This window comes from Ectopseudomonas oleovorans (assembly GCF_003052605.1).
Classification (GTDB): Bacteria; Pseudomonadota; Gammaproteobacteria; order Pseudomonadales; family Pseudomonadaceae; genus Aquipseudomonas; species Aquipseudomonas oleovorans_A.
On sequence record NZ_QASO01000040.1, the window covers coordinates 1 to 25,475 of the forward strand.

General features: G+C 63.4%; 18 protein-coding genes and 2 pseudogenes. 6 read left to right on the plus strand and 14 right to left on the minus strand.

Features of this window, described 5'->3' with window-relative positions; genetic code table 11:
• From DBO86_RS07585 to glnE, 13 genes and pseudogenes are all read right to left on the minus strand, one after another.
• A pseudogene (locus DBO86_RS07585) lies at positions 1-577 on the minus strand (IS1595-like element ISAchd1 family transposase); the annotation flags it as partial.
• Between the two features lie 59 nt (positions 578-636).
• A complete protein-coding gene (locus tag DBO86_RS07590) occupies positions 637-1,602 on the minus strand; it encodes a glycosyltransferase family protein (protein WP_108233378.1) in 966 nt (321 codons plus the stop codon).
• Positions 1,599-2,507, minus strand: coding sequence for a glycosyltransferase family 2 protein (locus DBO86_RS07595; RefSeq protein WP_108233379.1), 909 nt, complete (start codon positions 2,505-2,507; stop codon positions 1,599-1,601). Before DBO86_RS07595 ends, DBO86_RS07590 begins: the two co-directional genes overlap by 4 nt.
• Positions 2,497-4,254, minus strand: coding sequence for a carbamoyltransferase family protein (locus tag DBO86_RS07600; protein WP_108233380.1), 1,758 nt, complete (start codon positions 4,252-4,254; stop codon positions 2,497-2,499). The genes DBO86_RS07595 and DBO86_RS07600 overlap by 11 nt, the downstream gene beginning before the upstream one ends.
• Positions 4,255-4,353: 99 nt before the next feature.
• Positions 4,354-5,799: a lipopolysaccharide kinase InaA family protein gene (locus DBO86_RS07605; RefSeq protein ID WP_108233381.1), complete on the minus strand. Its 1,446-nt coding sequence runs from the start codon at positions 5,797-5,799 to the stop codon at positions 4,354-4,356.
• On the minus strand, positions 5,796-6,545 hold the full coding sequence (locus DBO86_RS07610; RefSeq protein WP_084340778.1) for a lipopolysaccharide kinase InaA family protein: 750 nt from the start codon (positions 6,543-6,545) through the stop codon (positions 5,796-5,798). Before DBO86_RS07610 ends, DBO86_RS07605 begins: the two co-directional genes overlap by 4 nt.
• Positions 6,542-7,279, minus strand: a complete 738-nt coding sequence (locus DBO86_RS07615) for a lipopolysaccharide kinase InaA family protein (protein WP_084340777.1) — start codon at positions 7,277-7,279, stop codon at positions 6,542-6,544. Before DBO86_RS07615 ends, DBO86_RS07610 begins: the two co-directional genes overlap by 4 nt.
• Positions 7,272-8,105 carry a lipopolysaccharide core heptose(I) kinase RfaP gene (gene rfaP / locus DBO86_RS07620; RefSeq protein WP_108233382.1) on the minus strand — a complete coding sequence of 278 codons (834 nt, stop codon included), beginning with the start codon at positions 8,103-8,105 and terminating at the stop codon, positions 7,272-7,274. Before rfaP ends, DBO86_RS07615 begins: the two co-directional genes overlap by 8 nt.
• Positions 8,106-8,193: 88 nt before the next feature.
• Positions 8,194-9,318 carry a glycosyltransferase family 4 protein gene (locus tag DBO86_RS07625; protein WP_108233383.1) on the minus strand — a complete coding sequence of 375 codons (1,125 nt, stop codon included), beginning with the start codon at positions 9,316-9,318 and terminating at the stop codon, positions 8,194-8,196.
• A 9-nt stretch (positions 9,319-9,327) separates the two neighbouring features.
• Positions 9,328-10,332 (minus strand): lipopolysaccharide heptosyltransferase RfaC, encoded by a 1,005-nt coding sequence (rfaC, locus tag DBO86_RS07630; RefSeq protein ID WP_074855115.1) that lies wholly within the window; start codon positions 10,330-10,332, stop codon positions 9,328-9,330.
• Position 10,333: 1 nt separating this feature from the next.
• Positions 10,334-11,377, minus strand: a complete 1,044-nt coding sequence (gene waaF, locus DBO86_RS07635) for a lipopolysaccharide heptosyltransferase II (RefSeq protein WP_108233384.1) — start codon at positions 11,375-11,377, stop codon at positions 10,334-10,336.
• 202 nt (positions 11,378-11,579) lie between these two features.
• Positions 11,580-12,503: a branched-chain amino acid transaminase gene (locus tag DBO86_RS07640; protein ID WP_003459089.1), complete on the minus strand. Its 924-nt coding sequence runs from the start codon at positions 12,501-12,503 to the stop codon at positions 11,580-11,582.
• A 63-nt stretch (positions 12,504-12,566) separates the two neighbouring features.
• A complete protein-coding gene (glnE, locus tag DBO86_RS07645; RefSeq protein WP_108233385.1) occupies positions 12,567-15,509 on the minus strand; it encodes a bifunctional [glutamate--ammonia ligase]-adenylyl-L-tyrosine phosphorylase/[glutamate--ammonia-ligase] adenylyltransferase in 2,943 nt (980 codons plus the stop codon).
• Positions 15,510-15,779: 270 nt separating this feature from the next.
• On the opposite strand from glnE, the gene aceE reads away from it, so the two are divergent.
• The 3 genes from aceE (at position 15,780) to DBO86_RS07660 (ending at position 21,004) form a co-directional block, all read left to right on the plus strand.
• On the plus strand, positions 15,780-18,425 hold the full coding sequence (gene aceE, locus DBO86_RS07650) for a pyruvate dehydrogenase (acetyl-transferring), homodimeric type (RefSeq protein WP_108233386.1): 2,646 nt from the start codon (positions 15,780-15,782) through the stop codon (positions 18,423-18,425).
• 11 nt (positions 18,426-18,436) lie between these two features.
• Complete coding sequence (gene aceF, locus DBO86_RS07655) at positions 18,437-20,407, plus strand: dihydrolipoyllysine-residue acetyltransferase (protein ID WP_108233387.1); 1,971 nt, start codon at positions 18,437-18,439, stop codon at positions 20,405-20,407.
• Positions 20,408-20,563: 156 nt separating this feature from the next.
• Positions 20,564-21,004, plus strand: coding sequence for a CopD family copper resistance protein (locus DBO86_RS07660; RefSeq protein ID WP_108233388.1), 441 nt, complete (start codon positions 20,564-20,566; stop codon positions 21,002-21,004).
• A 10-nt stretch (positions 21,005-21,014) separates the two neighbouring features.
• Here the strand turns inward: DBO86_RS07660 and DBO86_RS07665 are convergent.
• Positions 21,015-21,520 (minus strand): annotated as a pseudogene (locus tag DBO86_RS07665) (hypothetical protein).
• 166 nt (positions 21,521-21,686) lie between these two features.
• On the opposite strand from DBO86_RS07665, the gene DBO86_RS07670 reads away from it, so the two are divergent.
• The 3 genes from DBO86_RS07670 (at position 21,687) to DBO86_RS07685 (ending at position 25,449) form a co-directional block, all read left to right on the plus strand.
• Positions 21,687-24,389 carry a putative bifunctional diguanylate cyclase/phosphodiesterase gene (locus DBO86_RS07670; protein ID WP_108233411.1) on the plus strand — a complete coding sequence of 901 codons (2,703 nt, stop codon included), beginning with the start codon at positions 21,687-21,689 and terminating at the stop codon, positions 24,387-24,389.
• Between the two features lie 50 nt (positions 24,390-24,439).
• Positions 24,440-25,093: a peptide-methionine (S)-S-oxide reductase MsrA gene (gene msrA / locus DBO86_RS07675; RefSeq protein ID WP_074855122.1), complete on the plus strand. Its 654-nt coding sequence runs from the start codon at positions 24,440-24,442 to the stop codon at positions 25,091-25,093.
• A 104-nt stretch (positions 25,094-25,197) separates the two neighbouring features.
• Positions 25,198-25,449, plus strand: a complete 252-nt coding sequence (locus DBO86_RS07685) for a hypothetical protein (protein ID WP_244185525.1) — start codon at positions 25,198-25,200, stop codon at positions 25,447-25,449.
• The last annotated feature ends 26 nt before the right edge of the window (positions 25,450-25,475 follow it).

Below are 25,475 nucleotides of genomic sequence, written 5' to 3' on the forward strand. Positions count from 1 at the left end.
CTGCCTGCTGACCACTGCGATCTCTTACCACCAGCACAGGAATTTGCTCGGCAGACAGTCCGCGTCGTTGGGCGCTGCCACCGCGCCGACGAGGCGGTCGAGGCAGTTCGCGTTGCCCTTTGAAGGACTCCAGGAAGAAGGTTTCATCTGCTTCAACAATGCCTGACGCGTGCTGGGCCTGGTGATCGGCAATCCGAGAAAGAAACCTATGTCGCCACAGGAAAGCTGTGTTTTTGCTGACGCCACAATGAACGGCGGCCTTGCGCACGCTCAGGCTCTGGGTCAGTGCGTCCGCATAGTCTTGCCAGAGATGGCGCTTTCTCAGTCGCGCCATTGGGGTGCCCGTCAGGGCATTGCTGGTTTTGCCGCAAACCTTGCAGCGGTATCGCGGCAAGTCACCACTGGAACCCCAGGGGCGCAGTTCCCGCGATTGACAATGCGGGCAATGGCTTGGGGCCTTGATTGCGTCCTGCCAGTGCCTGGCAGCTGGCAAGAGCTTGGATCTCAACTGGTCGCGTTGCTCTGGGTTGAGGCTGGAGAGCTGTGCCATCCACCGCGAAAACTGAACCGCTTTCATGATAGATCCCTCATGCTGGGAAAGATCACGATTCAGTTTAGACCACTGCAACAGATAACTCAGACAGAGCCAAAGAAATTGAAGCGCGCGCGCAAGGTCTGCCAGGCGGAGACTTTGCCCACCTCGGGCCAGGCTTGCTGCAACACGTCGAACAAATGCTCGGCCAGGTGCACATGGCTCATATGCGCCTCGACGAAACGGCGCCCCTGCTCGGCGATCGCCTCGGCCCGCGCCGGATCGCCGCGCAGATCGGCGAGGTGCCCGCGCAACTCGTCGAGGTCGGAATACAGCAGCAGGTGGACGCCATCCTGCAGGCCGATGACCGCCTCCTCGCTACCCTGGCGCCAGGCCAGGAGCAGGCAGCCGCAGGCCATCGCTTCGAAGTTCTTGGCCATGTACTCGCCGAGCCCGACATCGGCGCTGACGAAATAGCGGATGCGGTTGAGCATCTCGCGATAAGGCTGGCCCGGCGCCGTGCGCAGCAGCTGCAGCGGCTCTTGCGCCGCCAACCGCTCCAGCAGTTCCTTGCGCCCGCCGTAAGCGGCGCTGGCGGTACGCCCGACGAAACCCAGCTCGATATCCCGCGCGCGCTCCTCGCAATAGATGGTGCGCGGGTCGTAGCCCTTGGCGAGGAAATGCACGTTGAACCCCTCGCCGCGCAGGCGTTCGGCGACGCTGGCGCCCGTCACCACGATTCGTGCGTTGGGCAGGGCCCGGTAGAAGCGACTGAAGCGCTCGCACCAACGGGAAGCGGCCAGGTAGTTCTGGCAGGCGTCTTCCTCGTAGATCAACAGCCCCGATATCTGCCGCAAGAAGGCGGTCTGGCGGCGGATGTTCTTGAAGTGCAGGTCCAGCAGCACGCGCTCATAACGCCCCAGATCGACGCCGCGCAGGTAGCGGCGCAGGTCGCGCTGCTCGTCCTTGCCCAGGATGCGCAAGTCGAGGTCGACCAGCTGCCCGAGCCGTTCATGAACGCAGGACAGATCCGGCTCGCGCCCGGCACTGCTGAGCGCCAGCACCTTCATGGGGTTCGGCTCAACCACAGACGGATGGCCTTGCGGGCGTAGGACCACTTCAACGCCACCCGCCAATCCGTGCGCAGCGCCTCGCGGTAGTAGCCGCGCGCCTGGGCGCGGTCGCCGGCCAACAGGCAGGTGCGGAACAGCGACAGGCAACGTTGGGCGCGGTAGGCGGGCTTAAGCGCTTGCAGGTCGGCCGGCAGTTGACGGAAGACCTCGTCCACCAGGGCCAGGCCGACGCGGCGTGCCGCCTCGGCGTTATGCCGCAGGCTGTCGGGATGCTTGTGGATACGCGCCAGCATCAGGTCGAGCACCGCCACCCGGCGCTGACTCAGGCAATAGGCGAACACCGGGATGTCTTCGCTGTGCCGCAGGTGCTCGGGGTACGGCCGCTGCTGCAGCAACTCGCGACGGAGTACACAGGCGCCATGGCTGAGGGCGATGCGCTTGTCCAGCAGGTAGCCCTTGAGGCGCTGCAGCGCATCCGCGGGAACGGCACTGGCGGGATGCTCGCGCTCGCGGCCATCGGGCTGCACCGCCACATGTCCGGCCAGCCACAGGTCCATGTCGGGCTGGGCGCGCAGGCGTTCGCAGAGGCCGGGCAGCACGCCGGGCACCAGCTCGTCGTCGGCGTCGAGCAGCAGCACATGGCGCCCCCGCGCCAGGTGCACGCCCTTGTTGCGGGCCGCGGAGGGGCCGGCGTTGTCCTGGCGCACGCCCTGGAAGGCGGTGCCATGACGCTGACTCAGGCTGGCGAACACCGCCGGCGTGTCGTCGCTGGAGCCATCGTCCACCACCCAGAGTTCGACCTCGGGGGTGGCCTGGGACAACACCGAGTCGACGGCGCGCGACAGCACTCCAGCATAGTTGTAAGTAGGAATGACAACGCTAAGCAGCGGCTCAGCCGACATTGTCGTACCAGTCCTTGCCATCCTTGACCACCAGGATGTCTTCCATGATCAGGTACTGCAGGTCGGAGCCGTAGAACATGTTCAGCGCGTCGGTCGGCGAGCAGATCATCGGCTCGCCACGACGGTTGAGCGAGGTATTCAGCGAGACACCGTTACCGGTGAGCTTTTCCAGTTCCAGCATCAGGTCGTACCAGCGCGGATTGAAGCGACGCTCCAGCACCTGAGCACGTGAAGTGCCGTCTTCATGTACCACTTCGCTGACGCGCTCTTTCCACTCCTCGTTCACTTCGAAGGTGAAGGTCATGAACGGGCTCGGGTGATCGACCTTGAGCATCTTCGGCGCCACGGTGTCGAGCATCGATGGGCAGAAGGGTCTCCAGCGTTCGCGGAACTTGATCTGTTCGTTGATACGATCAGCCACGCCAGGCACGCTCGGGCAACCGATGATCGAGCGGCCACCGAGGGCACGCGGGCCAAACTCCATGCGGCCCTGGAACCAGGCCACCGGGTTGCCGTCGACCATGATCTTGGCGATGCGCTCGGCCGTGTTGTCGATGCGTTTGAACACCGGCTGGTTCGAGTGCTTGGCGCAGGCAGCGATGACATCCTCGTTGCTGTACGAGGGGCCGAGGTAGACGTGCTCCATCTTCTCCACCGGCACACCACGCTTGTGCGAGACGTAGGCGGCAGCGCCGACCGACGTACCAGCGTCGCCAGAAGCCGGTTGCACGAACAGCTCCTTCACCTCGGGACGGGCGATGATCTTCTGGTTGAGCTTGACGTTCAGCGCACAGCCACCAGCGAAGGCGATCTTGCCGGTCTCGCGGATAATGTCGCCCAGGTAGTAGTCCATCATTTCCAGCGCCAGCTTCTCGAACAGCGCCTGCATGCTGGCGGCGTAGTGGATGTAGGGGTCGTCGGCGATATCGCCTTCGCGCTTCGGACCCAGCCACTCGATCAGTTTGGGCGAGAAGTAGAACCCCTTGCCCTTTTCCTTGTAGCGACGCAGGCCAATGACATTGGCGTAATCGGTGTTGATGATCAGCTCGCCGTTCTCGAACTTGGCCAGGCGCGAGAAATCGTACTTGCTGGCATCGCCATAGGGCGCCATGCCCATGACCTTGAACTCGCCGTCGAGCATCTCGAAACCGAGGAATTCGGTGATGGCACCGTACAGACCGCCGAGCGAGTCCGGGTCGAAGAACTCCTTGATCTTGTGGATCTTGCCGTTCTCGCCGTAGCCGAAGAAGGTAGTGGCGTACTCACCTTTACCGTCGATGCCGAGGATCGCGGTCTTCTCCTTGAAGCCCGAGCAATGGTAAGCACTGGCGGCGTGGGCCAGGTGGTGTTCAACCGGTTCGATCTTGACCTTCTTGGCATCGAAACCCAGTTGTTCCAGGCACCAGACGATCTTCTTGCGGTAACGCTTGTAACGGCGGTTACCCATGAGCAGCGCGTCTAGCGCACGATCCGGCGCATACCAGTAACGCTTGGCGTAATGCCAACGCGCCTTGCCGAACAGACTGATGGGCGCAAAAGGAATAGCGACCACATCGACGTCAGACGGCTTGATGCCGGCCTGCTCCAGGCAGAACTTGGCCGACTCGTAGGGCATGCGGTTCTTCGCGTGCTTGTCACGCACGAAGCGCTCTTCTTCGGCGGCAGCAACAAGCTTGCCGTCGATGTATAGCGCGGCGGATGGATCATGGCTCAGGGCGCCGGAAAGGCCGAGGATCGTCAATGCCAAGGATAAAGCCTCTTAAAAAAGCGGCTGCAGGCTTGAAGCGGCAAGCTTCAAGCAACAGCGTTCGTTATTCAGTCGCCCCGGTCGGGCACATTTACTGCCTTAACTGTTCGGTTTTGCCACCACCGATGGAAGGCGCTCGTCCAGAACCTGGTACAGCGTACTGTCCTGCGGCCAGTTACGCAGGAAACGCGCCCGATCCTTCGCATAGGCGGGTGCGAAGCTACCGGCTCGACGGTGCTGCTGCATGGCGTCCAGGTCGATCAACATCCAGCGCCCATCCTGCCACAGGATATTGCTGCCTTTGAGATCCCCATGACTGATGCGCTCGCGCAGCAGCGCCGCAAACAGGTCATCCAGTGCCCGCAGTTCCGCTTCGGCTGGTAACTCGCCAGGCGCGCAGGACGCGAAACGAGTAATTATATCCACACCCGATGCGTGTTCGGTAACAAGATAGGATCGGCGCCTGAGCCACAGGGTACGGCACTCGAGCACGGCAAGCGGTTTGGGCGTTGCGATGCCGAGAAAAACCAGGCGATTGCCCTCGCACCAGCTGTGCCAGGCGCGGCTCGGACGCCAGCAGCGTTTGAGCCAATGCAGCATGCCCTTGATGTTGTAGCGTTTGATGACCAATTGCCTGGCACCCTGATCGACTCGCGCGACGGTAGACGAACCACCCTGTTTGAGGGACTGCCCAGCCGCGATAGCGGCGTCAGGGTCAGCCAGTAATCGCGCCAGCAAGGCATCTTCCTCGCGCCGGACCACCTGCAAGCGCGAGGCACCGCGCCATGCGCAAAACGCCGAACAATCGCGACCGAGCTTGCCCATGAACTGGTGCAACCGCGAACCACGGGCCTTGGCTACCGCCTTGAGCAGAGCCTCGAGCGGCAGCGCGTGCTCGCCATTGACCAGCAGGTAATGCACCAGCAGCTCCTCGATGAATGGATCGAGAGCACTCGGGAATTGAGCGAAGAACACACCCAGATTGACCAGCACCCTGTCTCGCGACAGAGGTTGGCCCGGAGTCTCGGCACGCACGCCGCCACCGTCGATCAGATACAGGCTGCCCTTTTGACGCAGCAGGTTGTCCAGGTGCAGATCCTCTTGCCACAGACCTTGTCGATGTAGCCCTGCAATGGCTGCCAGCGCCTCACCCAACACCCGCTGCCGAGCGTCGTCCAGCCACGCCAGATGGGCCACCGCCTGCCAGGCATCTCCGAGGCTTTCGGCATCGTCGAGGAACTCGAACAGCAGCCAACCGCCCCCTCCTGGCGTCGAACCGTGGACAAGCAACTCGGGCGTCTTCAGCCCCTGCTCAGCCAGTAGCTGAACGCCGCGCAGCTCGCGGACGAAATGCCGTTCGGCCTTATCGCCGACCAGCAGCTTGGCCAGCACCTCACGCCCCTGCCACTGCGCCCGACCGACATAGCGTTGACCTGGCAGCACCCGCAAAAGACTGAGCAACTGGATAGATCCCGCCCCCTCCAGCTCGATCAGCAGCGGTAGCGCGGGGGTACGTCCGGCATCGACCAGGGAAGCAAGCCTCATGAGCGCCTCGCCTTGTCCTTGAATCGTGCCGTGAGACGTTGCAACCAGTACCCCAACTGACGAGCGTCACCGAGATAGGCGGTCAGGAAACAGGCTACATCGTCATCGCCCCAGGCACTGGCGCGACGCAGCAGGGGTTCCAGATCCTTGACCCGATCACGCTCGCCAAACAACAGGGGCCGGGTCTTTTCCAGGTCGATCAACTGCGCGACGAAACCATCGCCGCTGGGTTGGAGGAAAATATGTTTGGGATAGAAGCAACCATGGACCTGGCCCTGGCCATGTACGCACCGGGCCAGCACCCCGCAGGCACTGGCGATGGCATGGCGTTGCACGGCGGCCAGTTGCGACCAGTTCGGCAGGTAGCTGTCCAGATCCCGCCAACCATCCAGGGCTCGGGTCAGCAGGACGGCGCGGCGCTCGCCGCCAATGCGTCGTTCGGCATAGAACGCCGAACGCATCGCCGGAATGCCCAGGCGCTGATAGCGGCAGGTATTGCGAAACTCCCGCGCCAGGGTCGGCTCACCCAACGGACGATGCAAGCTGCGGGTCAGGTAATTGCTCTGGCGCTTGAGGTAGTAGCCGGTGCCGTCGAGGTCGAGCCGGTACACCGCACTCCAACCACCGCGAGAAGCGGTGTTGGGCTCGTCCACGGCAAACAGCTGCAGTGCCCATAAGGCCTCGAAGCTGTCCAGGCCGTGACGCTCGAGCAACGTTTTATCCTCGCCCTCGATGAAGTCCTTCATTCTCTTCCCTCGAAGTAGCGCACGATCTGCACGATCCGTCGTTTGTCACTGTCGTTGAGACGATCGCGATCCCGATACTGCAGATAGAAACGCAGGCGCTGGGTGCGCGACAGGTGGTACTTGGCGACCTTGTCCAGGCAAGCGAGATCCTTGACGATCCGGTAGCGCAGGAACGGCCCCCACCAGAAGGTCCCCGCAGGGCAGTCGATGAGAAACAACCGGCGCTGCTCGTCCACCAGAAGGTTGCGCCACTTGAGGTCGTTGTGGACGAAATGATGGTCATGCAGCGTGCGCGTGGCCTTGGCCAACTGGCGGCTGACATCGTCGACCCAGGCCCGGTCATGCAGACGTGCATCGTCCGTGGCCGCCAGGCGTGACATGTCCAACGTATCGACGATCTCCTGAGTGATCAGCGCGCCTCGGGCGAAGGCGCCGACCTTGCGCTCCAGGCCGTAGGCGGCGATGGGCGCAGTGGGAATACCCCAGGCGGCGAAGTGCTTGAGATTCTGCCACTCGGCCTTGACCCGCGGCCGGCCGATGAAACGCCGAACGCCCTTGCCAGCGCCGTGATAGCGCTTGACGTAATAGCGCAGCCCATCGAATTCGACGCGGATCACGTCCGACAGCGGATCACGGGTGATCGCCTCGCCCTGCAGGGAAAACACCGCATCCAGGCTGGCGAAGGCTTTTGCCGCCTGCGGCGTGGCCAGGGCGGTGACGCGCCATTCACTCATGCTTCGCTCCCGGCGCGTACTTGCGTGCATAGCGAACCAGCAGGCGATCGGCCTTGCGTTGCAGCCAGAGCAGCAGCGCCGCCTCCTCCCGCAGGATCTGCCGCAACGGCCGCTCGTTCCCTGCCGCCGCGAAATAACTTTTGAGAAAGCGCAACTTGTCGCGGCGGGTCAGGCCAATATCCAGCGCTGAGAAATACAGAGCGGCCAGGTCCTTGTCGCGCCAGCGCCGTGGCGTGGTGCTGCGCACCTGGGCGCGGTGCAGGTCGATCAGTGATAAACGCAGGTCGCTGGCCTGGATCGGCCGGTCACTGTGCAGCAGAAAATGGCAGATGTAGCAGTCACGGTGGTTGACCCCGGCACGGTGCATACTGCCAGTCATCTTCGCCACTTCGCGAATCAATGCCCACTTCAGCGTCGGCTTCGGCGGCTGCTGTGCCCAGTTCAGGCTGAGCTGCTCCAGGTCGACGGTCGGCGCCAGCTCTTCGGTGATAATGAACGAGTGCTGGCGTGCGGGATTGGCGCCGTGCTCACCGTAGGCCACGGCGGTCATGGTCGGCACACCGGCCTCGGTCAGACGCTGAATGGCCTGCCACTCTTGCGCGGCTCCCAACACAGGCGCCTTGGCCGTGAGCAGGTTCTTGGCGATCTCACCCCAGCCGATGCCACGGTGGATCTTGACGAAGTAACCGCGCCCGTCGACCTCGGTACGCAGGGTGCGGCGCCCTTCCAGCTCGCGGTAGACCTGGCCCTCGAGCGCCTCGACGGCCTCGAAGGGATCGCGGCCCGCCCACAGGCTCTTGAAGGGTTCGGCGAGGATCAGGCGCATGCAAGCCCCCCCAGCCGGGTATCCGTGCGCACCGATGACACCGTGCTGTCGACCTTTGGGTGCGCACGGCGCCCCCTACCCAAGCGACTCATGCGTGCCTCTCCGCGAGGATCACATCGGCAGCCTTCTTCGGCATCGAATACAGGTCGGCGCTGTCGGCATAGGCCAGGCCGTTGCGCCCCCAGAATGCACGGCGCTCGGGATCAGCCAGCATATCGGCGAGCATGCGGTTGAGCTGTTCCTGTTCGAAGGGGCTGGGCACGACCCGGCCGCAATCAGCATCAGCGATGTAATGGGCGTAGCCGCAGACATCGGTTACCAGCACCGGCAGGCCGGAAACCAGTGCTTCGAGCAGCACGGTGCCGGTGTTCTCGTTGTAAGCCGGGTGGATCAACAGATCGGCCCCCAGCAGAAAGCGCGGAATGTCGCTGCGTCCCTTGAGAATCTGCACCTGATCGGACAGCCCCAGCGCCTTTATCTGCAACAGAAAGGGCTTGGGATCGTCCTGGCCGATGGCGATCAGCCGGGTGCGCTTGCGCAGCTCGCGCGGCAACGCGGCCAGCGCCTTGAGACTGCGATCCAGGCCCTTGGTCTTGAAGCCGGAGCCAATCTGCACCAGCAGCAGGTCATCGTCGGCCAGCTTGAACTCGCGACGAAACTCGGCGCGAATCTCGCCAGCATTGGCCGGCGCGCGGCGATCCTGGGCGATGCCCGGCGGCAGCAGGTGGAAGCGATGCAGCGGGGTCTTGTAGTGTTTGACGAACAGCGGCTGCTGCACCTCGGAGATCATCAGAATCTCGGTCTTGGACTCCGGCGCGAATACCGCGCGCTCGTAATCGGCGAAGTGCTTGTAGCGGCCCCAGCGGCGGTAGATCGGGTTGCGCAGGGTCTGCGCCTTGTCCTCGAAGCAGCCATCGGCAGCGTAATAAACATCCAGCCCCGGCATCTTGTTGAAACCGATCACCCGGTCGACCGGATCGCGCTTCAGGTCAGCCTGCAACCAGGCACTGAATTTTTCGTTGCGGCGATGGTTGAACAGCGCGCGTACCGGCGCTACGCGCACATCGAAGCCGCCGGGGTTATCCCCTTCCCAGATCGGTGTATAGACGCGAATGGCGTGGCCACGCGCCTGGCATTCCAGGGCGATGCGCATGAAGTCGCGCTGCAACCCGCCGAACGGGAAGTATTTGTAGAGAACGAAGGCCAGTTGCATAGCCGCTCCTTATAGGGTGCCAGGAGGCGCGAGCAGCAGCGCCTCCAGTTCCAGGCCGACGCGCTCGGCGCCGAGACCATCGAAGCAGGGCTTGTCACGGTCACCGCTGCCGGCGTTCGGGCCGCTGGCGCACAAGTGAATCTGGCTACGGCCATAGGCGCCCACCTTGCCGGGCAAGGTCGGGCCGTAGAGGGAAATGTTCGGCACATCCAGCGCAGCAGCCAGATGGCCGAGCCCGGTGTCGACGGAGACGCAGGCGCTAGCGCCAGCGATAACCTTGGCCACACCAGCCAGATTCAGCTTCGGCAGCACGGCGGCATGTGTCAGACCAGCAGCGATGCGTTCGGCACGCGCCTTCTCCGTCTCGTTACCCCAGGGCAGGCGCACGGCCCAGCCCAGCTCGTCCATGCGTTCGGCCAGCGCACGCCAATCAGCTTCGGGCCAGTGCTTGCTGGCCCAGGTGGTGCCATGCAGGAACACCAAGTACGGCTGCGCGGCGGCATCCATCATCGCCGTACGGTTGAGGCCGTAGTCACCCGTGCCGGACGGCAGCGTGTAACCGAGCGCCTTGGCGAACAGCTGGCGCACCCGTTCCAGGGCATGTTGATCCTTGGGTACCGCATAGCGGCGATCATAGAAGCGACTGGCCAGCGGCTCACGCGCCGAGTCGCGATCCAGCCCCGCGACCGGTGCCGACACATAACGGGTCAGCCAGGCGCTCTTGAGCAGGCCCTGGGCATCGATCACCAGGTCATAGCGGGTTTCCCGCAGACGCCGCTTGAAGCGTGCCCATTCGCCGCTACGCCAGGTGCGCAGCGGATGCTTGCGCCAGCGGCGAATGGCCACCGGGATCACCTGGGACACGGCTGGATGCCAGGCGGGAATCTCGGCAAAGCCTTCTTCCACCACCCAATCGAAGCGAATACCGGGAATGGCGCGCGCGGCATCAGTCAACGCCGGCAGGGTGTGCACCACGTCGCCCAGCGACGAGGTCTTGATGATCAGCACCCGCAAATCAGTCGCCCTCGACCAAGGTCAGGGCATCACCAACCAGACGCTCCAGCGCCTCGATCACCGGCCGCGGCTTGAGTTCGCGCAGGCAGTTGTAGTGACCGAAGCGGCAGGTACGCTCGAAGCAGGGGCTGCACTCCAGCCCCAGACGCACGATCTCGACACGATCAGCCAGCGGCGGCGTGAAACCCGGCGAGGTGGAACCGTAGACCGCCACCAGCGGGCGGTTCAGCGCCGCTGCCACGTGCATCAGCCCGGAATCATTGGACACCACGGCCGTGGCCGCCGACATCAGGTCGATGGCCTCGGCCAGGCTGGTCTGCCCGGACAGGTTGCTGACTTCCTCACGCAGCCCCGGAATCAGGCGCATGCGAATGTCTTCACCGCCGGCATGGTCGTTCTTCGAGCCAAACAGCCAGACCTGCCAACCCTCGCGGATCTTGATCTCGGCGACCTTGGCGTAATGCTCGGCCGGCCAGCGCTTGGCCTCACCGAACTCCGCACCTGGGCATAGCGCCAGTACCGGACGATCCAGCTGCAGACCGAACTTGGCCAGGGCAGCTTCACGGCTGGACTCGTCGATCTGCAAACGCGGCTGTGGATAAGGTTTCGGCAACGCAGCGCCGGGCTCATAGGCCAGCGCCATGAAGCGCTCGATCATCAACGGATAGCGGTCTTTATCCAGCGTGCGGATATCGTTGAGCAGGCCATAACGCATCTCGCCCTTCCAGCCGGTGCGCTTGGGGATGCCGGCGAACCAGGGCACCAAGGCGGACTTGAGCGAGTTGGGCAGCAGGATCGCCTGGTCGTACTGGCCGGCCAGCGACTTGCCGATACGCCGGCGCGTGGCCAGGTCGAGCACGCCATGGCCCAGCGGCAGGCTCAGCGCGGCGCGCACCTCGGGCATACGCTCGAGGATCGGCCGGCTCCAGTCCGGCGCCAGCACGTCGATCTCGCACTCGGGATGGCGCTGTTTCAGGCACTGGAACAGCGTCTGCGCCATCACCATGTCGCCTACCCAGCTTGGCCCAACGATCAGTATCTTCATATCTTTTCCAGAAACGACCGGGGAGGCTCAGAGCCCGCCTGCAATCAGCTGCGCGTCGGTCATGCGTCGTTGCAAAGGGCCTCGGGCGTTCATTTACCGCAGTAAACTCACGCCCTCGCCCCTGTTGCGCCTAGCCTGACTCTAGCTCGCAAGATTACCGGCGGACTCTTGAGGCCTCCCCGTCGAGCCTTCGAGCAATCGCTTACTTGACCAGCGTACGCCATTCGGCGTGGCCACTGGTCTTGCCGGTGACCAGGTCGAAGTAGGCTTTCTGCAGCTTCTCGGTGACCGGACCACGGCGGCCGGCGCCGATCTTGCGGCCGTCGACTTCGCGAATCGGCGTGACTTCAGCGGCAGTACCGGTGAAGAACGCCTCGTCGGCGATGTACACCTCATCGCGAGTAATGCGCTTCTCGACCACCTTGATGCCATGCTCTTCAGCCAGGGTCAGGATGGTGCTGCGGGTGATGCCGTTGAGGCAGGAGGTCACTTCCGGGGTGTACACCACGCCGTCCTTGACCAGGAAGATGTTCTCGCCCGAACCTTCGGCCACGTAGCCTTCCGGATCCAGCAGCATTGCTTCGTCGGCACCGCCAGAGATGGCTTCCTGCAGGGCCAGCATCGAGTTGATGTAGTTGCCGTTGGCCTTGGCACGGGTCATCGCGATGTTGACGTGGTGACGGGTGTAGGAGCTGGTACGCACCTTGATGCCTGCTTCCAGCGCCTCTTCGCCCATGTAGGCGCCCCAGTGCCAGGCGGCGACGATCACGTGCACCTTCAGGCCAGCGGCGCGCAGCCCCATGCCTTCGCTGCCGAAGAACACCATCGGGCGCAGGTAGGCGCTTTCCAGGCCGTTCTCGCGCACAGCGGCACGCTGCGCTTCGTTGATCTCTTCCTTGGTGAAAGGAATCTGCATGTTGAAGATATGCGCGGAGTCGAACAGACGGTCGGTGTGCGCCTGCAGGCGGAAGATCGCGGTGCCGTCCGGGGTGTTGTAGGCACGCACACCCTCAAACACGCCCATGCCGTAGTGCAGGGTATGGGTCAGCACATGGGTGTTGGCTTCGCGCCACGGCACCAGTTTGCCGTCGTACCAGATCACGCCATCACGGTCGGACATCGACATCTTGCCTGCTCCTCAAATTCGCTTCACGGTTCGCACAATAAGATGGGGCCGCAGCCCCGTCATTCAACTCAATCCCAGTTCGCGCCACAGGCGCATCACAGCGCGGCGCTCATCCTGGAACTGATCCCCCGGCACCACTCCAGGCTGCTTCTGCAGCGCCTGGCGATGGGCCGCCGAGCGGTAATTTTTGTAGACCTCACGCAGCAACGCGGCATCCTCGGCGCCCATCAGACCGACCCGCTCCAGACCTTCCAGAATGCGGATGTTATCGGTGAACTCGAGTAGCTCCGGGTGTTGCCACGACCAAGCCAGAGCGGCGTATTGCACCATAAATTCGATATCGACGATACCACCGGCGTCCTGCTTCAGATCGAAGGAGGACGTGGCCTCGAAGGCATTCGGCGCCGTTCCGGCCGCGGTATTTTTGTTGCCAAGGTTGTCACGCATCTTCGCCCGCATCTCGCTGACCTCGACGCGCAGCGCCTCGATATCGCGCTGACGACCGAGCACCTCGGCGCGCACGCGAGCGAATTCGCCGGCCAAACGCGAACATCCCACCAGCACCCGCGCGCGCACCAGCGCCTGATGCTCCCAGGTCCAGGCCTCGTTCTCCTGATAGCGCTGGAAGGCACCGAGCGAGCTGACCAGAAGCCCGGCTGCGCCCGATGGTCGCAGACGCATATCCACTTCATACAGGGCGCCGGAGGTGGTCTGAGTGGTCAGCAAATGGATGATGCGTTGGCCCAACCGGGTGAAGAACTGCGCGCCGTCGATGGGCTTGGCGCCGTCGGTCTCGGCCTGCGGGTCGCCATCATGAATGAACACCAGGTCCAGATCCGAGCCGTGGCCGAATTCCAGGCCACCGACCTTACCGTAGCCGACGATGATGAAGTCCGGGTCGCACGGTGTGCCGTCTGCACGGAACGGCCGACCATGACGCTGCACCGTATGCTGCCAGGCCAGCGCCAGCACCTGATCGAGAATCGCCTCGGCCAGCCAGGTGAGGTAATCCGACACTTTCATCAAGGGCAGCGTACCGGCGATCTCCGAGGCGGCCACGCGTAAGCTGTGGGCCAGCTTGAAATGACGCAGCGCCTCCATCTGCTGCTCCAGATCCTCCTCGGGAATGCGCACCAGTCGCTCACGCAACTCGGCCGCCAGTTCCGGTGCCAGCGGCGGCGAATACAACCGACCTTCATTGAGCAACTCATCGAGCAGCAACGGGTAGCGGGCTATCTGCTCGGCAATCCAGGGACTGGCGGCGCAGAGCGTGATCAGTCGCTCCAGCGCCCCTGGGTTTTCAGTCAGAAGCACCAGGTAGGCCGAGCGCCGGGCGACCTTCTCTACCAACGGCAGCACCCGTTCCAGCACCAGATCCGGCTGGTCGTGCTCGACGGTCTGCGCCAGCAAGCGCGGAATAAAGGCATCCAGACGCTCGCGCCCGAGCCGCTGCATGGCACGCACCTGCGGCCCGTTGCGCAGATCGACGAGACGCCGATTGGCCGTGACGGCCTCGACAAAGCCGGCCTCCTGCAACTGCAGCTGGGCAGCCTCATCATCCAGTGCGCCTTGCCATAAAGGCAGCCACTCGGCGCCGACTGCGGTTTCGCCGGCCTGCGCCTCATCCTCATCGGGATCGGCGATCACTTGCTGGAAGTGCCATTCGATGCGACCACGCCAGTGCATCAGGCGCTCATGGAAGCTCGACCAGTCGGCAAAGCCCATGATCGCCGCCACCCGCGCCTGATCCTGCGCATCGGCCGGCAGCATCTGCGTCTGCCGGTCACCGATGCCTTGCAGGGCATGCTCGGTATAACGCAGAAACTCATAACCTTCCTTCATCTCCGCAACCACCGCCGGCGGCAGGTAGCCTTGCCCTTCCAGCGTGGTCAACACCTTGAGCAGCGGCCGCTGCTGCAGACTGAGGTCACGTCCGCCATGGATCAGCTGGAAGGCCTGGGCGATGAACTCGATCTCGCGAATACCCCCCGCGCCGAGCTTGATGTTTTCGCTCATGCCCTTGCGCCGCACCTCCTGCTGGATCAGCAGCTTCATCGCACGCAGCGCTTCGATGGCGGAGAAATCCAGATAACGGCGATAAACGAAGGGCCGCAGCATCTCCAGCAACTCGGCACCGGCGGCCTGGTCACCGCCGACCACGCGCGCCTTGATCATGGCGTAGCGCTCCCAGTCACGCCCCTGATCCTGGTAGTACTGCTCCAGCGCATTGAAGCTGAACACCAGCGCACCGCTGGAACCATAGGGGCGCAGGCGCATGTCGGTGCGGAACACGAAGCCGTCGACGGTGATCGCATCCAGTGCCTTGATCAGCTTCTGCCCCAGACGAATGAAGAACTCCTGATTATCCAGCGGACGCTTAACACCCTCGGTCTCGCCACCTTCGGGATAGCCGAAGATCAGGTCGATGTCCGAAGACAGGTTGAGCTCGTGCGCACCGAGCTTGCCCATGCCGAGGATCACCATATGCTGCGGCTGGCCGCTGCGCCGGCCCACCGGCGTACCGAACTGCGCGCAATGGCGTGGGTACAACCAGTGATAGGCCAGATCGATGCAGGCATCGGCGAGATCGGACAGATCGCGACAGGTTTCACCGAGCGCCGCCTGGCGGCTGAAGTCGCGCCAGATAATGCGCAGTTGCTGGCGATTGCGAAAACGCCGCAGGCAGCGCCCCAGGGCATCCTCATCGGCACACTCAGCCAACTGCGCCTCCAGTTGCTGGCGCAGCTCGCCCGATGCCAGGCTGCGCTCCAGCTCACCGGACTCCGCCAGCGCGACGAACATCTGTGGATCACGCTGAGCCTGCTCAGCGACGAAATCGCTCAGCGCCGACACCTGCCGCCAGGCATTGCGGCGTTCTTGCGGCCAGGCCGCAACTCGCTCGACCAGCCCATCATGCTCGGCCAGCACCGCCTGCAATGACTGTTCGGCGCGCTCGGCAAGGGCGCTCAGGGAAGGGGGCAACTCGACCAACAACGGCAGGCTCATGGTCTATCCTTTTGGCGGGCTGCCAGACATACGGCGCAGACCCCCAAACCCCTGAGGTAGTGGGCGCGCGCGGCCGGCAACACCGCGAACTGTAGTTTTACTACGGAAGAAATGTATCCAGAGGGCTGAATCCGCCGTCGAAATGTAGTAAAACTACACGCGGCCGGTCCTACCCCCGGTAAATCCAAGAACTTCAACTCGCCCGCCCACAAAGCCGGCGAGACCCAACTGGCCTCCGATTCTGGAAGCCTTTCCGCCCTGGAGCAAGCCATGCAAGACCTCGATCCGATCGAAACCCAGGAATGGCTGGACGCCCTTGAATCCGTCCTCGACCGTGAGGGTGAAGACCGCGCCCATTACCTGATGACCCGTCTGGGCGAGCTGGCCACCCGTAGCGGTGCGCAACTGCCCTACGCGATCACCACGCCTTACCGCAACACCATCCCGGTAACCCACGAAGCGCGCATGCCCGGCGACCTGTTCATGGAACGCCGCATTCGCTCGCTGGTGCGCTGGAACGCCCTGGCCATGGTGATGCGCACCAACCTGGACGACCCGGATCTGGGCGGCCACATTTCCAGCTTCGCCTCCTCCGCGACGCTGTATGACATCGGTTTCAACTACTTCTTCCAGGCCCCGACCGACGAACACGGCGGCGACCTGGTGTTCTATCAGGGCCACGCCAGCCCTGGCGTCTACGCCCGCGCCTTCATGGAAGGCCGCATCAGCGAAGACCAGATGAAGAACTTCCGTCGCGAAGTGGATGGCAAAGGTCTGTCGTCCTACCCGCACCCCTGGCTGATGCCGGACTTCTGGCAGTTCCCCACCGTGTCCATGGGCCTCGGCCCGATCCAGGCGATCTACCAGGCCCGCTTCATGAAGTACCTGGAAGCCCGCGGTTTCATCCCGGCCGGCAAGCAGAAAGTCTGGTGCTTCATGGGCGACGGCGAGTGCGACGAGCCGGAATCCCTCGGCGCCATCTCCCTGGCCGGCCGCGAGAAGCTGGACAACCTGATCTTCGTCATCAACTGCAACCTGCAGCGCCTCGACGGCCCGGTGCGCGGCAACGGCAAGATCATCCAGGAACTCGAAGGCGTGTTCCGCGGTGCGCAGTGGAACGTCAACAAGGTGGTCTGGGGTCGCTTCTGGGATCCGCTGTTCGCCAAGGACAAAGACGGCGCCCTGCAGCGTCGCATGGACGAAGTGGTCGACGGTGAATACCAGAACTACAAGGCCAAAGACGGCGCCTACGTGCGCGAAAAATTCTTCAACACCCCGGAGCTCAAGGAGATGGTCAAGGATCTCTCCGACGACGAGATCTGGAAGCTCAACCGTGGCGGCCACGACCCGTACAAGGTCTACGCAGCCTACCACCAGGCCGTGAACCACAGTGGCCAGCCGACCGTGATCCTGGCCAAGACCATCAAGGGCTACGGTACCGGCGCCGGTGAAGCGAAGAACACCGCGCACAACACCAAGAAGGTCGATGTCGACAGCCTGCGTCAGTTCCGCGACCGCTTCGACATCCCGGTCAAGGACGAAGAGCTGGAAAACCTGCCCTTCGTGCGCCCGGAGCCGGGCAGCGCCGAATACAAGTACCTGCACGAGCGTCGCAACGCGCTGGGTGGCTTCGTCCCGCAGCGCCGGCAGAAGAGCTTCAGCATCCCCACCCCGCCGCTGGATACCCTCAAGGCCATCCTCGACGGCTCGGGCGACCGCGAAATCTCCACCACCATGGCCTTCGTGCGCATCCTCGCGCAACTGGTCAAGGACAAGGAACTCGGCCAGCGCATCGTCCCGATCATTCCGGACGAAGCCCGTACCTTCGGTATGGAAGGCATGTTCCGTCAGCTCGGCATCTACTCCTCGGTCGGCCAGCTGTACGAGCCGGTCGATAAAGACCAGGTGATGTTCTACAAAGAGGACAAGAAGGGTCAGATCCTCGAGGAAGGCATCAACGAAGCCGGCGCCATGAGTTCCTTCATCGCCGCCGGTACTTCGTACTCCTGCCACAACCAGCCGATGCTGCCGTTCTACATCTTCTACTCGATGTTCGGCTTCCAGCGTATCGGTGACCTGGCCTGGGCCGCCGGCGACAGCCGCACCCGTGGTTTCCTGATCGGCGGTACAGCCGGCCGTACCACCCTCAACGGTGAAGGCCTGCAGCACGAAGACGGTCATAGCCACATTCTGGCCTCGACCATCCCCAACTGCCGTACCTACGACCCGACCTACGGCTACGAGCTCGCCGTGATCATCCGCGAAGGCATTCGCCAGATGATCGAAGAGCAGCAGGACATCTTCTACTACATCACCGTGATGAACGAGTCGTACCAGCAGCCGGCCATGCCGCAAGGCGTGGAAGACGGCATCATCAAGGGCATGTACCTGCTCGAGGAAGACAACAAGGAGGCCGCGCACCACGTACAACTGCTGGGTTCCGGCACCATCCTGCGCGAAGTCCGCGAGGCGGCGAAGATCCTGCGTGACGAGTACAACATCGGCGCCGATGTGTGGAGCGTCACCAGCTTCAACGAACTGCGTCGTGACGGTCTGGCTGTGGAGCGCCGCAACCGCCTGCACCCGGGCCAGAAGCCGCAGCAGACCTATATCGAGCAGTGCCTGAGCGGTCGCAAGGGTCCGGTCATCGCGTCGACCGACTACATGAAGCTGTTCGCCGAACAGGTTCGTCAGTGGGTACCGAGCAAGGAATACAAGGTCCTGGGCACCGACGGCTTCGGCCGCAGCGACAGCCGCAAGCAGCTGCGTCACTTCTTCGAAGTGGATCGTAACTGGGTCGTGCTCGCCGCCCTGGAAGCCCTGGTCGACCGTGGCGAGATCGAAGCCAAGGTGCTGGCTGACGCCATCACTAAGTTCGGCATCGACGCCGACAAAGCCAACCCCCTGGACTGCTAAGGAGCGTAGCGATGAGTGAGTTGATTCGCGTACCCGACCTCGGCGGTGAAGGCGAGGTGATTGAACTGCTGGTCAAGGTCGGCGACCGTATCGAAGCCGACCAGAGCGTACTGACCCTGGAGTCCGACAAGGCCTCCATGGAAGTGCCCTCGCCCAAGGCCGGCGTGATCAAGGAAATCAAGGTCAAGATCGGTGACCGCCTGAAGGAAGGCGACGAGCTGCTGGTGCTGGAAGTCGAAGGTGCTGCGCAAGCGGCGCCTGCGCCGAAAGCCGCAGCCGCCCCTGCCGAAGCCCCTAAAGCGGCCGCTCCGGCAGCCGCGCCCGCCGCTGCTGCCACCGGCAGCAGCGTGCAGGACGTGCACGTGCCGGATATCGGCACCGACGGCAAGGTCAAGGTCATCGAAGTCATGGTCAAGGCCGGCGACACGATTGAAGCCGACCAGTCGCTGATCACCCTGGAGTCCGACAAGGCCTCCATGGAAATCCCCTCGCCGGCTGCCGGCGTGGTGGAGCAAGTGCTGGTCAAGCTGGATGATGAAATCGGCACTGGCGACCTGATCCTCAAGCTGAAAGTCGAAGGAGCTGCTCCGGCGGCCTCGGCTCCGGCGGCCGCGCCGGCGCAAGCTGCCGCACCCGCCGCAGCCCCTGCACCGGCCGCCGCAGCGAGCGGCAGCAGCGTGCAGGACGTGCGCGTGCCGGACATCGGCTCCAGCGCCAAGGGCAAGGTCATCGAGATCATGGTCAAGGCCGGCGACAGCATCGAAGCCGACCAGAGCCTGCTGACCCTGGAGTCCGACAAGGCCTCCATGGAAATCCCCTCGCCGGCTGCCGGCGTGGTGGAACAGGTGCTGGTCAAGCTGGATGACGAAATCGGTACTGGCGATCTGATCCTCAAGCTCAAGGTCGCTGACGCAGCTCAGGCTGCTCCGGCACAAGCCAGTCAGCAAGTGCACCGCGTTCCGGAAGGAGCCGCACCGGAAGTGGCCGCAGAAGTACGCGCCATCGCCTCGCTGTCGGCTGCAGCTGCCGACCCGGCCAATGCACCCAAGCGCAGCAGCGCCAAGGTGCACGCCGGCCCAGCCGTGCGTCAGCTGGCCCGCGATTTTGGTGTGGAGCTGACTGATATCACCGGCACCGGCCCGAAAGGCCGCATTCTCAAGGAAGACGTGCAGGTATACGTCAAGGCCATGATGCACAAGGCCAAGGCCGCACCGCAGGCGCCTGCTGCAGCTGCTACCGGCGGCGCCGGCATCCCGCCGATCCCGACCGTGGACTTCAGCAAGTTCGGTGAAATCGAAGAAGTACCGATGACCCGCCTGATGCAGGTCGGCGCTGCCAACCTGCACCGCAGCTGGCTCAACGTACCGCACGTGACCCAGTTCGATTCGGCCGATATCACCGACCTGGAAGCCTTCCGCGTCGCGCAAAAGGCCGTGGCGGAAAAGGCCGGCGTCAAGCTGACCGTACTGCCGCTGCTGCTCAAGGCCTGCGCCCACCTGCTCAAGGAACTGCCGGACTTCAACAGTTCGCTGGCGCCGAGCGGCAAGGCGATCATCCGCAAGAAGTACGTGCATATCGGCTTCGCCGTCGATACGCCGGACGGCCTGCTGGTGCCGGTGATCAAGAACGTCGACCAGAAGAGCCTGCTGCAACTGGCTGGCGAAGCCGCCGCCCTGGCGGAAAAAGCGCGCACCAAGAAGCTTTCAGCTGACGACATGCAGGGCGCCTGCTTCACCATCTCCAGCCTCGGCCACATTGGCGGCACCGGCTTCACGCCGATCGTCAACGCGCCGGAAGTGGCGATCCTCGGTGTCAGCAAGGCAACCATGCAGCCGGTGTGGGATGGCAAGGCCTTCCAGCCCAAGCTGATGCTGCCGCTGTCGCTGTCCTACGATCACCGGGTGATCAATGGCGCAGCCGCTGCCCGCTTCACGCAGCGCCTGTCGCAGCTGCTGGCCGACATCCGCACCATCCTGCTGTAAACCGTTTCGAGCACGCCACGCTCGCACCCTCAACCCCGCCCATCCAGGCGGGGTTCTTTTTGCCTGCACGAATCAGGGCCGGCTTGATCCTGATCATGGCGCTGAACGCAGCAAGCGCCATGATCGTTGCATCGATCTCGATCCGGTGCGCGCCTCATGCTCTATCTATTGCTCAAATTCGCCCACCTGACTGCAGCCGCATTCTTCATCGGTGGCGTTTTCTTCGAAGTGATGATTCTCAGCCGTGCCACACAGGCACTGCCGGATGCAACCAAGGCCGGCTTCTCACGCGCGCTGGGTCAGCGCGCCAGGCAGGTCATGCATTGGGTCATACTGGTGCTCTACGCCGCCGGCCTGGGCCTGGCCTGGCACTACCGCGCAGCCCTGCATGCGCCACTGGCCAGCAGCTTCGGCATTCTGCTCAGCCTGAAAATCATCCTGGCGCTGAGCATCCTCGGGCATTTTCTGCTGGTGGTGTTCCTGATGCGCAACGGCCGCATGACCGCGCCACGCTCGCGCCGTATTCACCTGAGCGTGCTGCTGCACATGTTGGTCATTCTGTTCCTGGCCAAGGCCATGTTTCTGCTGAACCTGTGAGCGGGGCAAATCAGCCCTTCTGCACGTTGCGAATCAGAAAGCTCAGCGCCTTGGCCAGCTCACCCGCGCCCTTGTGATCACGCAGAATGCTCAGCAACGGCGTGTCATCGAGCGGGTTGAACAGCACGCAACGAATACCGCCGGTCGGACACTCGTAGCGGATGAACGGATCGATACCGAACACCGCAATACGCTGATTGCGCACCGAGATGGCGGTGCCCTGAGCGCCACGGGTCTCTTCACGCAGGATCAACTCGCCGGAATTGCCGACCGCGAAGCGGTACAAGAGATCATCCCGTTGCGCCTGGCCAACCTGATAACCGGCACGCAGGGCGTAGGTTTCCAGCAAGGCGTGCTGTGCGCGAGCAACGCATTGCGCTCGTTGTCGGTCAGATAAAGACGCTTGAGCCCGTCCAGATAAGCAGCCTGCTCGGCGCCCTGCAGCAACGCCTTGTCGTCAGCGCTGGCGATGCCGGGTAGCACGCAAGCCAGCACCGCCCCCAGGAGCACGGCCATCAGTTTTCTTGTCAGTCTCGCTTGCATGATGCACCCTTGCCGAACGCTATAGTGAAGTAGGCCTGAGCCTCAGTCTCCGTCCGTGCCGCTGCGCCCTCTGGCGGCAGCGGCCCTGTACTGAGAACGGATGCCTCGCCTGGTCAGCATACTGGAAGCCCACCGCCCAATGAAAAGCCATCCCGATGCCAGCGCACGCTCGGCAGCCGAGGTTGTGACGCAGTTGCCAGTGCCCTCGCGGCTCGGCATGCTGCGTTTCGAGCGCTTGAACGAGCCAAGCTGGGCACTGCTGTTTCTCGACCCGGCCTGTGAACGCCAGCTAGGTATCAGCGCCAGCGATCTCTGTGCACTGGTGGACGCCCCCTACGCCAGCCTGATGGAACCCGAAGCGCGCTATCACCTGCACGACGCCATCCAGCAGCAACTGCTGCAAAGCCCGCATTACCTGGTGCGCTACACCCTGCATACCCCGCAAGGTGCTCTGACCCTGCTGGAGATGGGCGAACCCTTCAAACAGCGCAACCGCCAGTTGCTGCGCGGCTATCTGCTGGTAGCGGACGAGAGCCTCGATCAGTTCGCCCCTGCCGAACAAGAGCTGTACACGCAGAATCAGCAACTGCGCAGCTCGCTGCAGCAATATCAGCGCACCCAGAATGACCACCTGCAACACCTCGCCCGTTCACATACCCAGCAGCAGCTGATCGTGCGTCTGGCGCGCCAGCGCTACACCTCCAGCGACCCTCAGCAGGAAGCGGCCGAACTGATCACCCAGGCCGCCTGCGAGGTCTATGGTGTCGCTCGCGCCGGCATCTGGAAGCTGGGCGGTCATCACCTGGATTCCGTGTCGCTGTACCGCCGCGACCTGGACCGCCACGAACAACTACCGTCGATAAACGCACGTAATTTCCCGCAGTATCTGCAAGCACTGCACAGCGGCCGCGCCATCGACGCACACGACGCCCTGCAGGATCCGCGCACCTGCGAACTGGCCGCCAGCTACCTGCAGCCGCTGGATATCCGCTCGATGCTCGACGCCAACATACGCATCGAAGGCGAAGTGGTCGGCGTGCTCTGCCTGGAACATATCGGCGGCCTACGCACCTGGCAGGCCGACGAGATCGCCTTCGCCGGCGAGTTGGCCGCTCAGTTCGCCCAGGTGCTGATCAACCAGCAGAAACGTAGCGCCACCAGCGCCCTGCATCTGTTCCAGCGCGCGGTCGAACAGAGCGCCAGCGCCTTTCTGCTGGTCGACCGCGACGGCCGGGTGGAGTACGTCAACCCCAGCTTCACGGCCATCACCCTGTACAGCAGCGACGAGGTCTGCGGCCACCGTCTGTCCGAGCTGCCGGCGCTGAACAACCTCAGCGACCTGCTGTTCGATGCCGGCTCGAGCCTGGCCGAGCACAGCAGCTGGCAAGGCGAGTTCCGCAGCCGACGCAAGAACCTGGACCCCTACTGGGGCCATCTGTCGATCTCCAAGGTGTATGGCGACGATGGCGAACTGACCCACTACATCGGCATCTACGAAGACGTCACCGAAGCCAAGCTGGCACAGCAGCGCATCGAACGCCTGGCCTATACCGACAACCTGACCAACCTGGGCAATCGCCCGTCGTTCATCCGCGGCCTTGAAGAGCGTTTCGCCCGCAATGTTCAGTCGCTCGGGCTGCTGCTGGTGGACATCGACAACTTCAAGCGGATCAACGACAGCCTCGGCCACCAGACCGGCGACAAGCTGCTCTCGGCCCTGGCCCGGCGCCTGCGCAACAGCCTCGGCGCCAAGGGCACACTGGCACGCTTCGCCAGCAACGAGTTCGCCATCCTGCTCGACGGTTTCGATCAGGACAGCGGCCTGCGCGTCGCTCATCAGGTGCTGCAGACCCTGGACAAGCCGCTGTTCGTCGATAACCAGTTGATCAGCATCACCGGCTCGCTTGGCCTGGCTCTGGCCCCGGAACACGGCGACGACCCGCAGACACTGATGAAGCACGCCGGCCTTGCCCTGCACAAGGCCAAGGCCAACGGCAAGCATCAGGTGCAGCTGTTCACCGAAGAGCTCAATGCCGAGGCCAACTACAAGCTGTTCGTCGAGAACAACCTGCGCCGAGCCTTGACCCAGAGTGAACTGGAGGTGTTCTACCAGCCCAAGCTGTGCCTGAAAAACGGCCAGTTGCTGGGTCTGGAAGCGCTGCTGCGCTGGCACCATCCGGAGAAGGGCATGATCCGCCCTGACCAGTTCATCAGCGTCGCCGAGGAAACCGGCCTGATCATTCCCATCGGCAAGTGGGTAGTGCGCCAGGCCTGCCGCATGAGCAAGCAGATCGCCGCCATCGGCATGGGCGAACTGCAGGTGGCGATCAACCTGTCACCCAAGCAGTTCTCCGACCCCGATCTGGTCGGCTCGATCGCCGCCATCCTGCATGAAGAACAGCTCGACCCGCGCCTGCTGGAACTGGAACTGACCGAGAGCCTGCTGCTGGAAGCCACCGAGGACACCCGCCACCAGCTCGGCCGTCTCAAGAGCCTGGGCCTGACCCTGGCCATGGACGACTTCGGCACCGGTTATTCCTCGCTCAGCTACCTGAAGAAATTCCCCATCGACGTGATCAAGATCGATCGCAGCTTCATCAAGGACATTCCCGACAATCAGGACGACATGGAGATCACCTCAGCGGTGATTGCCATGGCCCACAACCTCAAACTCAAGGTGGTCGCAGAAGGCATCGAAACTGGCGCCCAGCTCGGTTTCCTGCGCCGCCAGCAATGCGACGTCGGCCAAGGCTACCTGTTCGACAAGCCGATTCCTGGCCGCGAACTGATCGACAGCCTGCGCCGCTACCCCTGCCGGCCACAGGCCGACCAACGGACGTAATACACCGCCCTGCGCATAGTCCACGACCTACTCACTTTCAGGAGACCGCCATGGTTCTGCGTTCCCAGATTCTCGTAAACAAACATGCATTGCCGACTGCCGAGCAGGCCTTGCCCGGCCGTACAGAGGCGATGCCAGTAGCGGACACTCATTACGTCAACGGCAACCCAATCAAAGCGCCCTTCCCCGCCGGCCTGCAACAGGCGGTGTTCGGTCTGGGCTGTTTCTGGGGTGCCGAGCGGCGCTTCTGGCAACAGCCTGGCGTGTTCAGCACGGCGGTCGGCTATGCCGGTGGCCTCACACCCAACCCCACCTACGAGGAGGTCTGCTCGGGCCTGACCGGACACACCGAAGTGGTACTGGTCGTGTTCGATCCGCAGCAGACCAGCTTCGAAGCGCTGCTCAAGGTGTTCTGGGAAGCGCACAACCCGACCCAAGGCATGCGCCAGGGCAACGACCAGGGCACCCAGTACCGCTCGGCGATCTACTGCCAGGACGAGGAGCAGCTGAGCGCCGCCAAAGCCAGCCAGGCACGCTTCCAGGCTGAGCTGGACAAGGCCGGAGTGGGCAGCATCACCACTGAAATCACCGAGGCACCGACCTTCTACTACGCCGAGACCTATCACCAGCAATACCTGGCGAAGAATCCGGGCGGCTATTGCGGCCTCGGCGGAACAGGCGTATGTCTACCCCCTGAATCTTGAGCACGGGTAACGGGTCGTGGAGCTGAGCAGCATTTCCAGCCAGGTATCGAGTCAGGCATCGGCGCAGATGTCCCTTGTGCTGCTGCGCAAGACGCTGCAGCCTGGTGCAACTGGACGATGAGCGCTATGCGCTGGTGCTGGGCATGGACCCGACTCAGGCGTTGAAGCCGACGCTGATTCTCTACGACGCCGACATTCCCAAGCAGGAAGCCCTGATCGTCGATCTCGGCCAGGAGCCGAAGCTCGCCATCGCCCGCAGCCTGCGCCCCGCGCAGCTACCGCTGGAGGTTCTGGAGTACCTCAGCCCGCGGCGCAACCTCAACTACCACATCGAGCCCAACCACAAGCCCGCTTGAGCCCCTTGTAGCCCGGCTGCAATCCG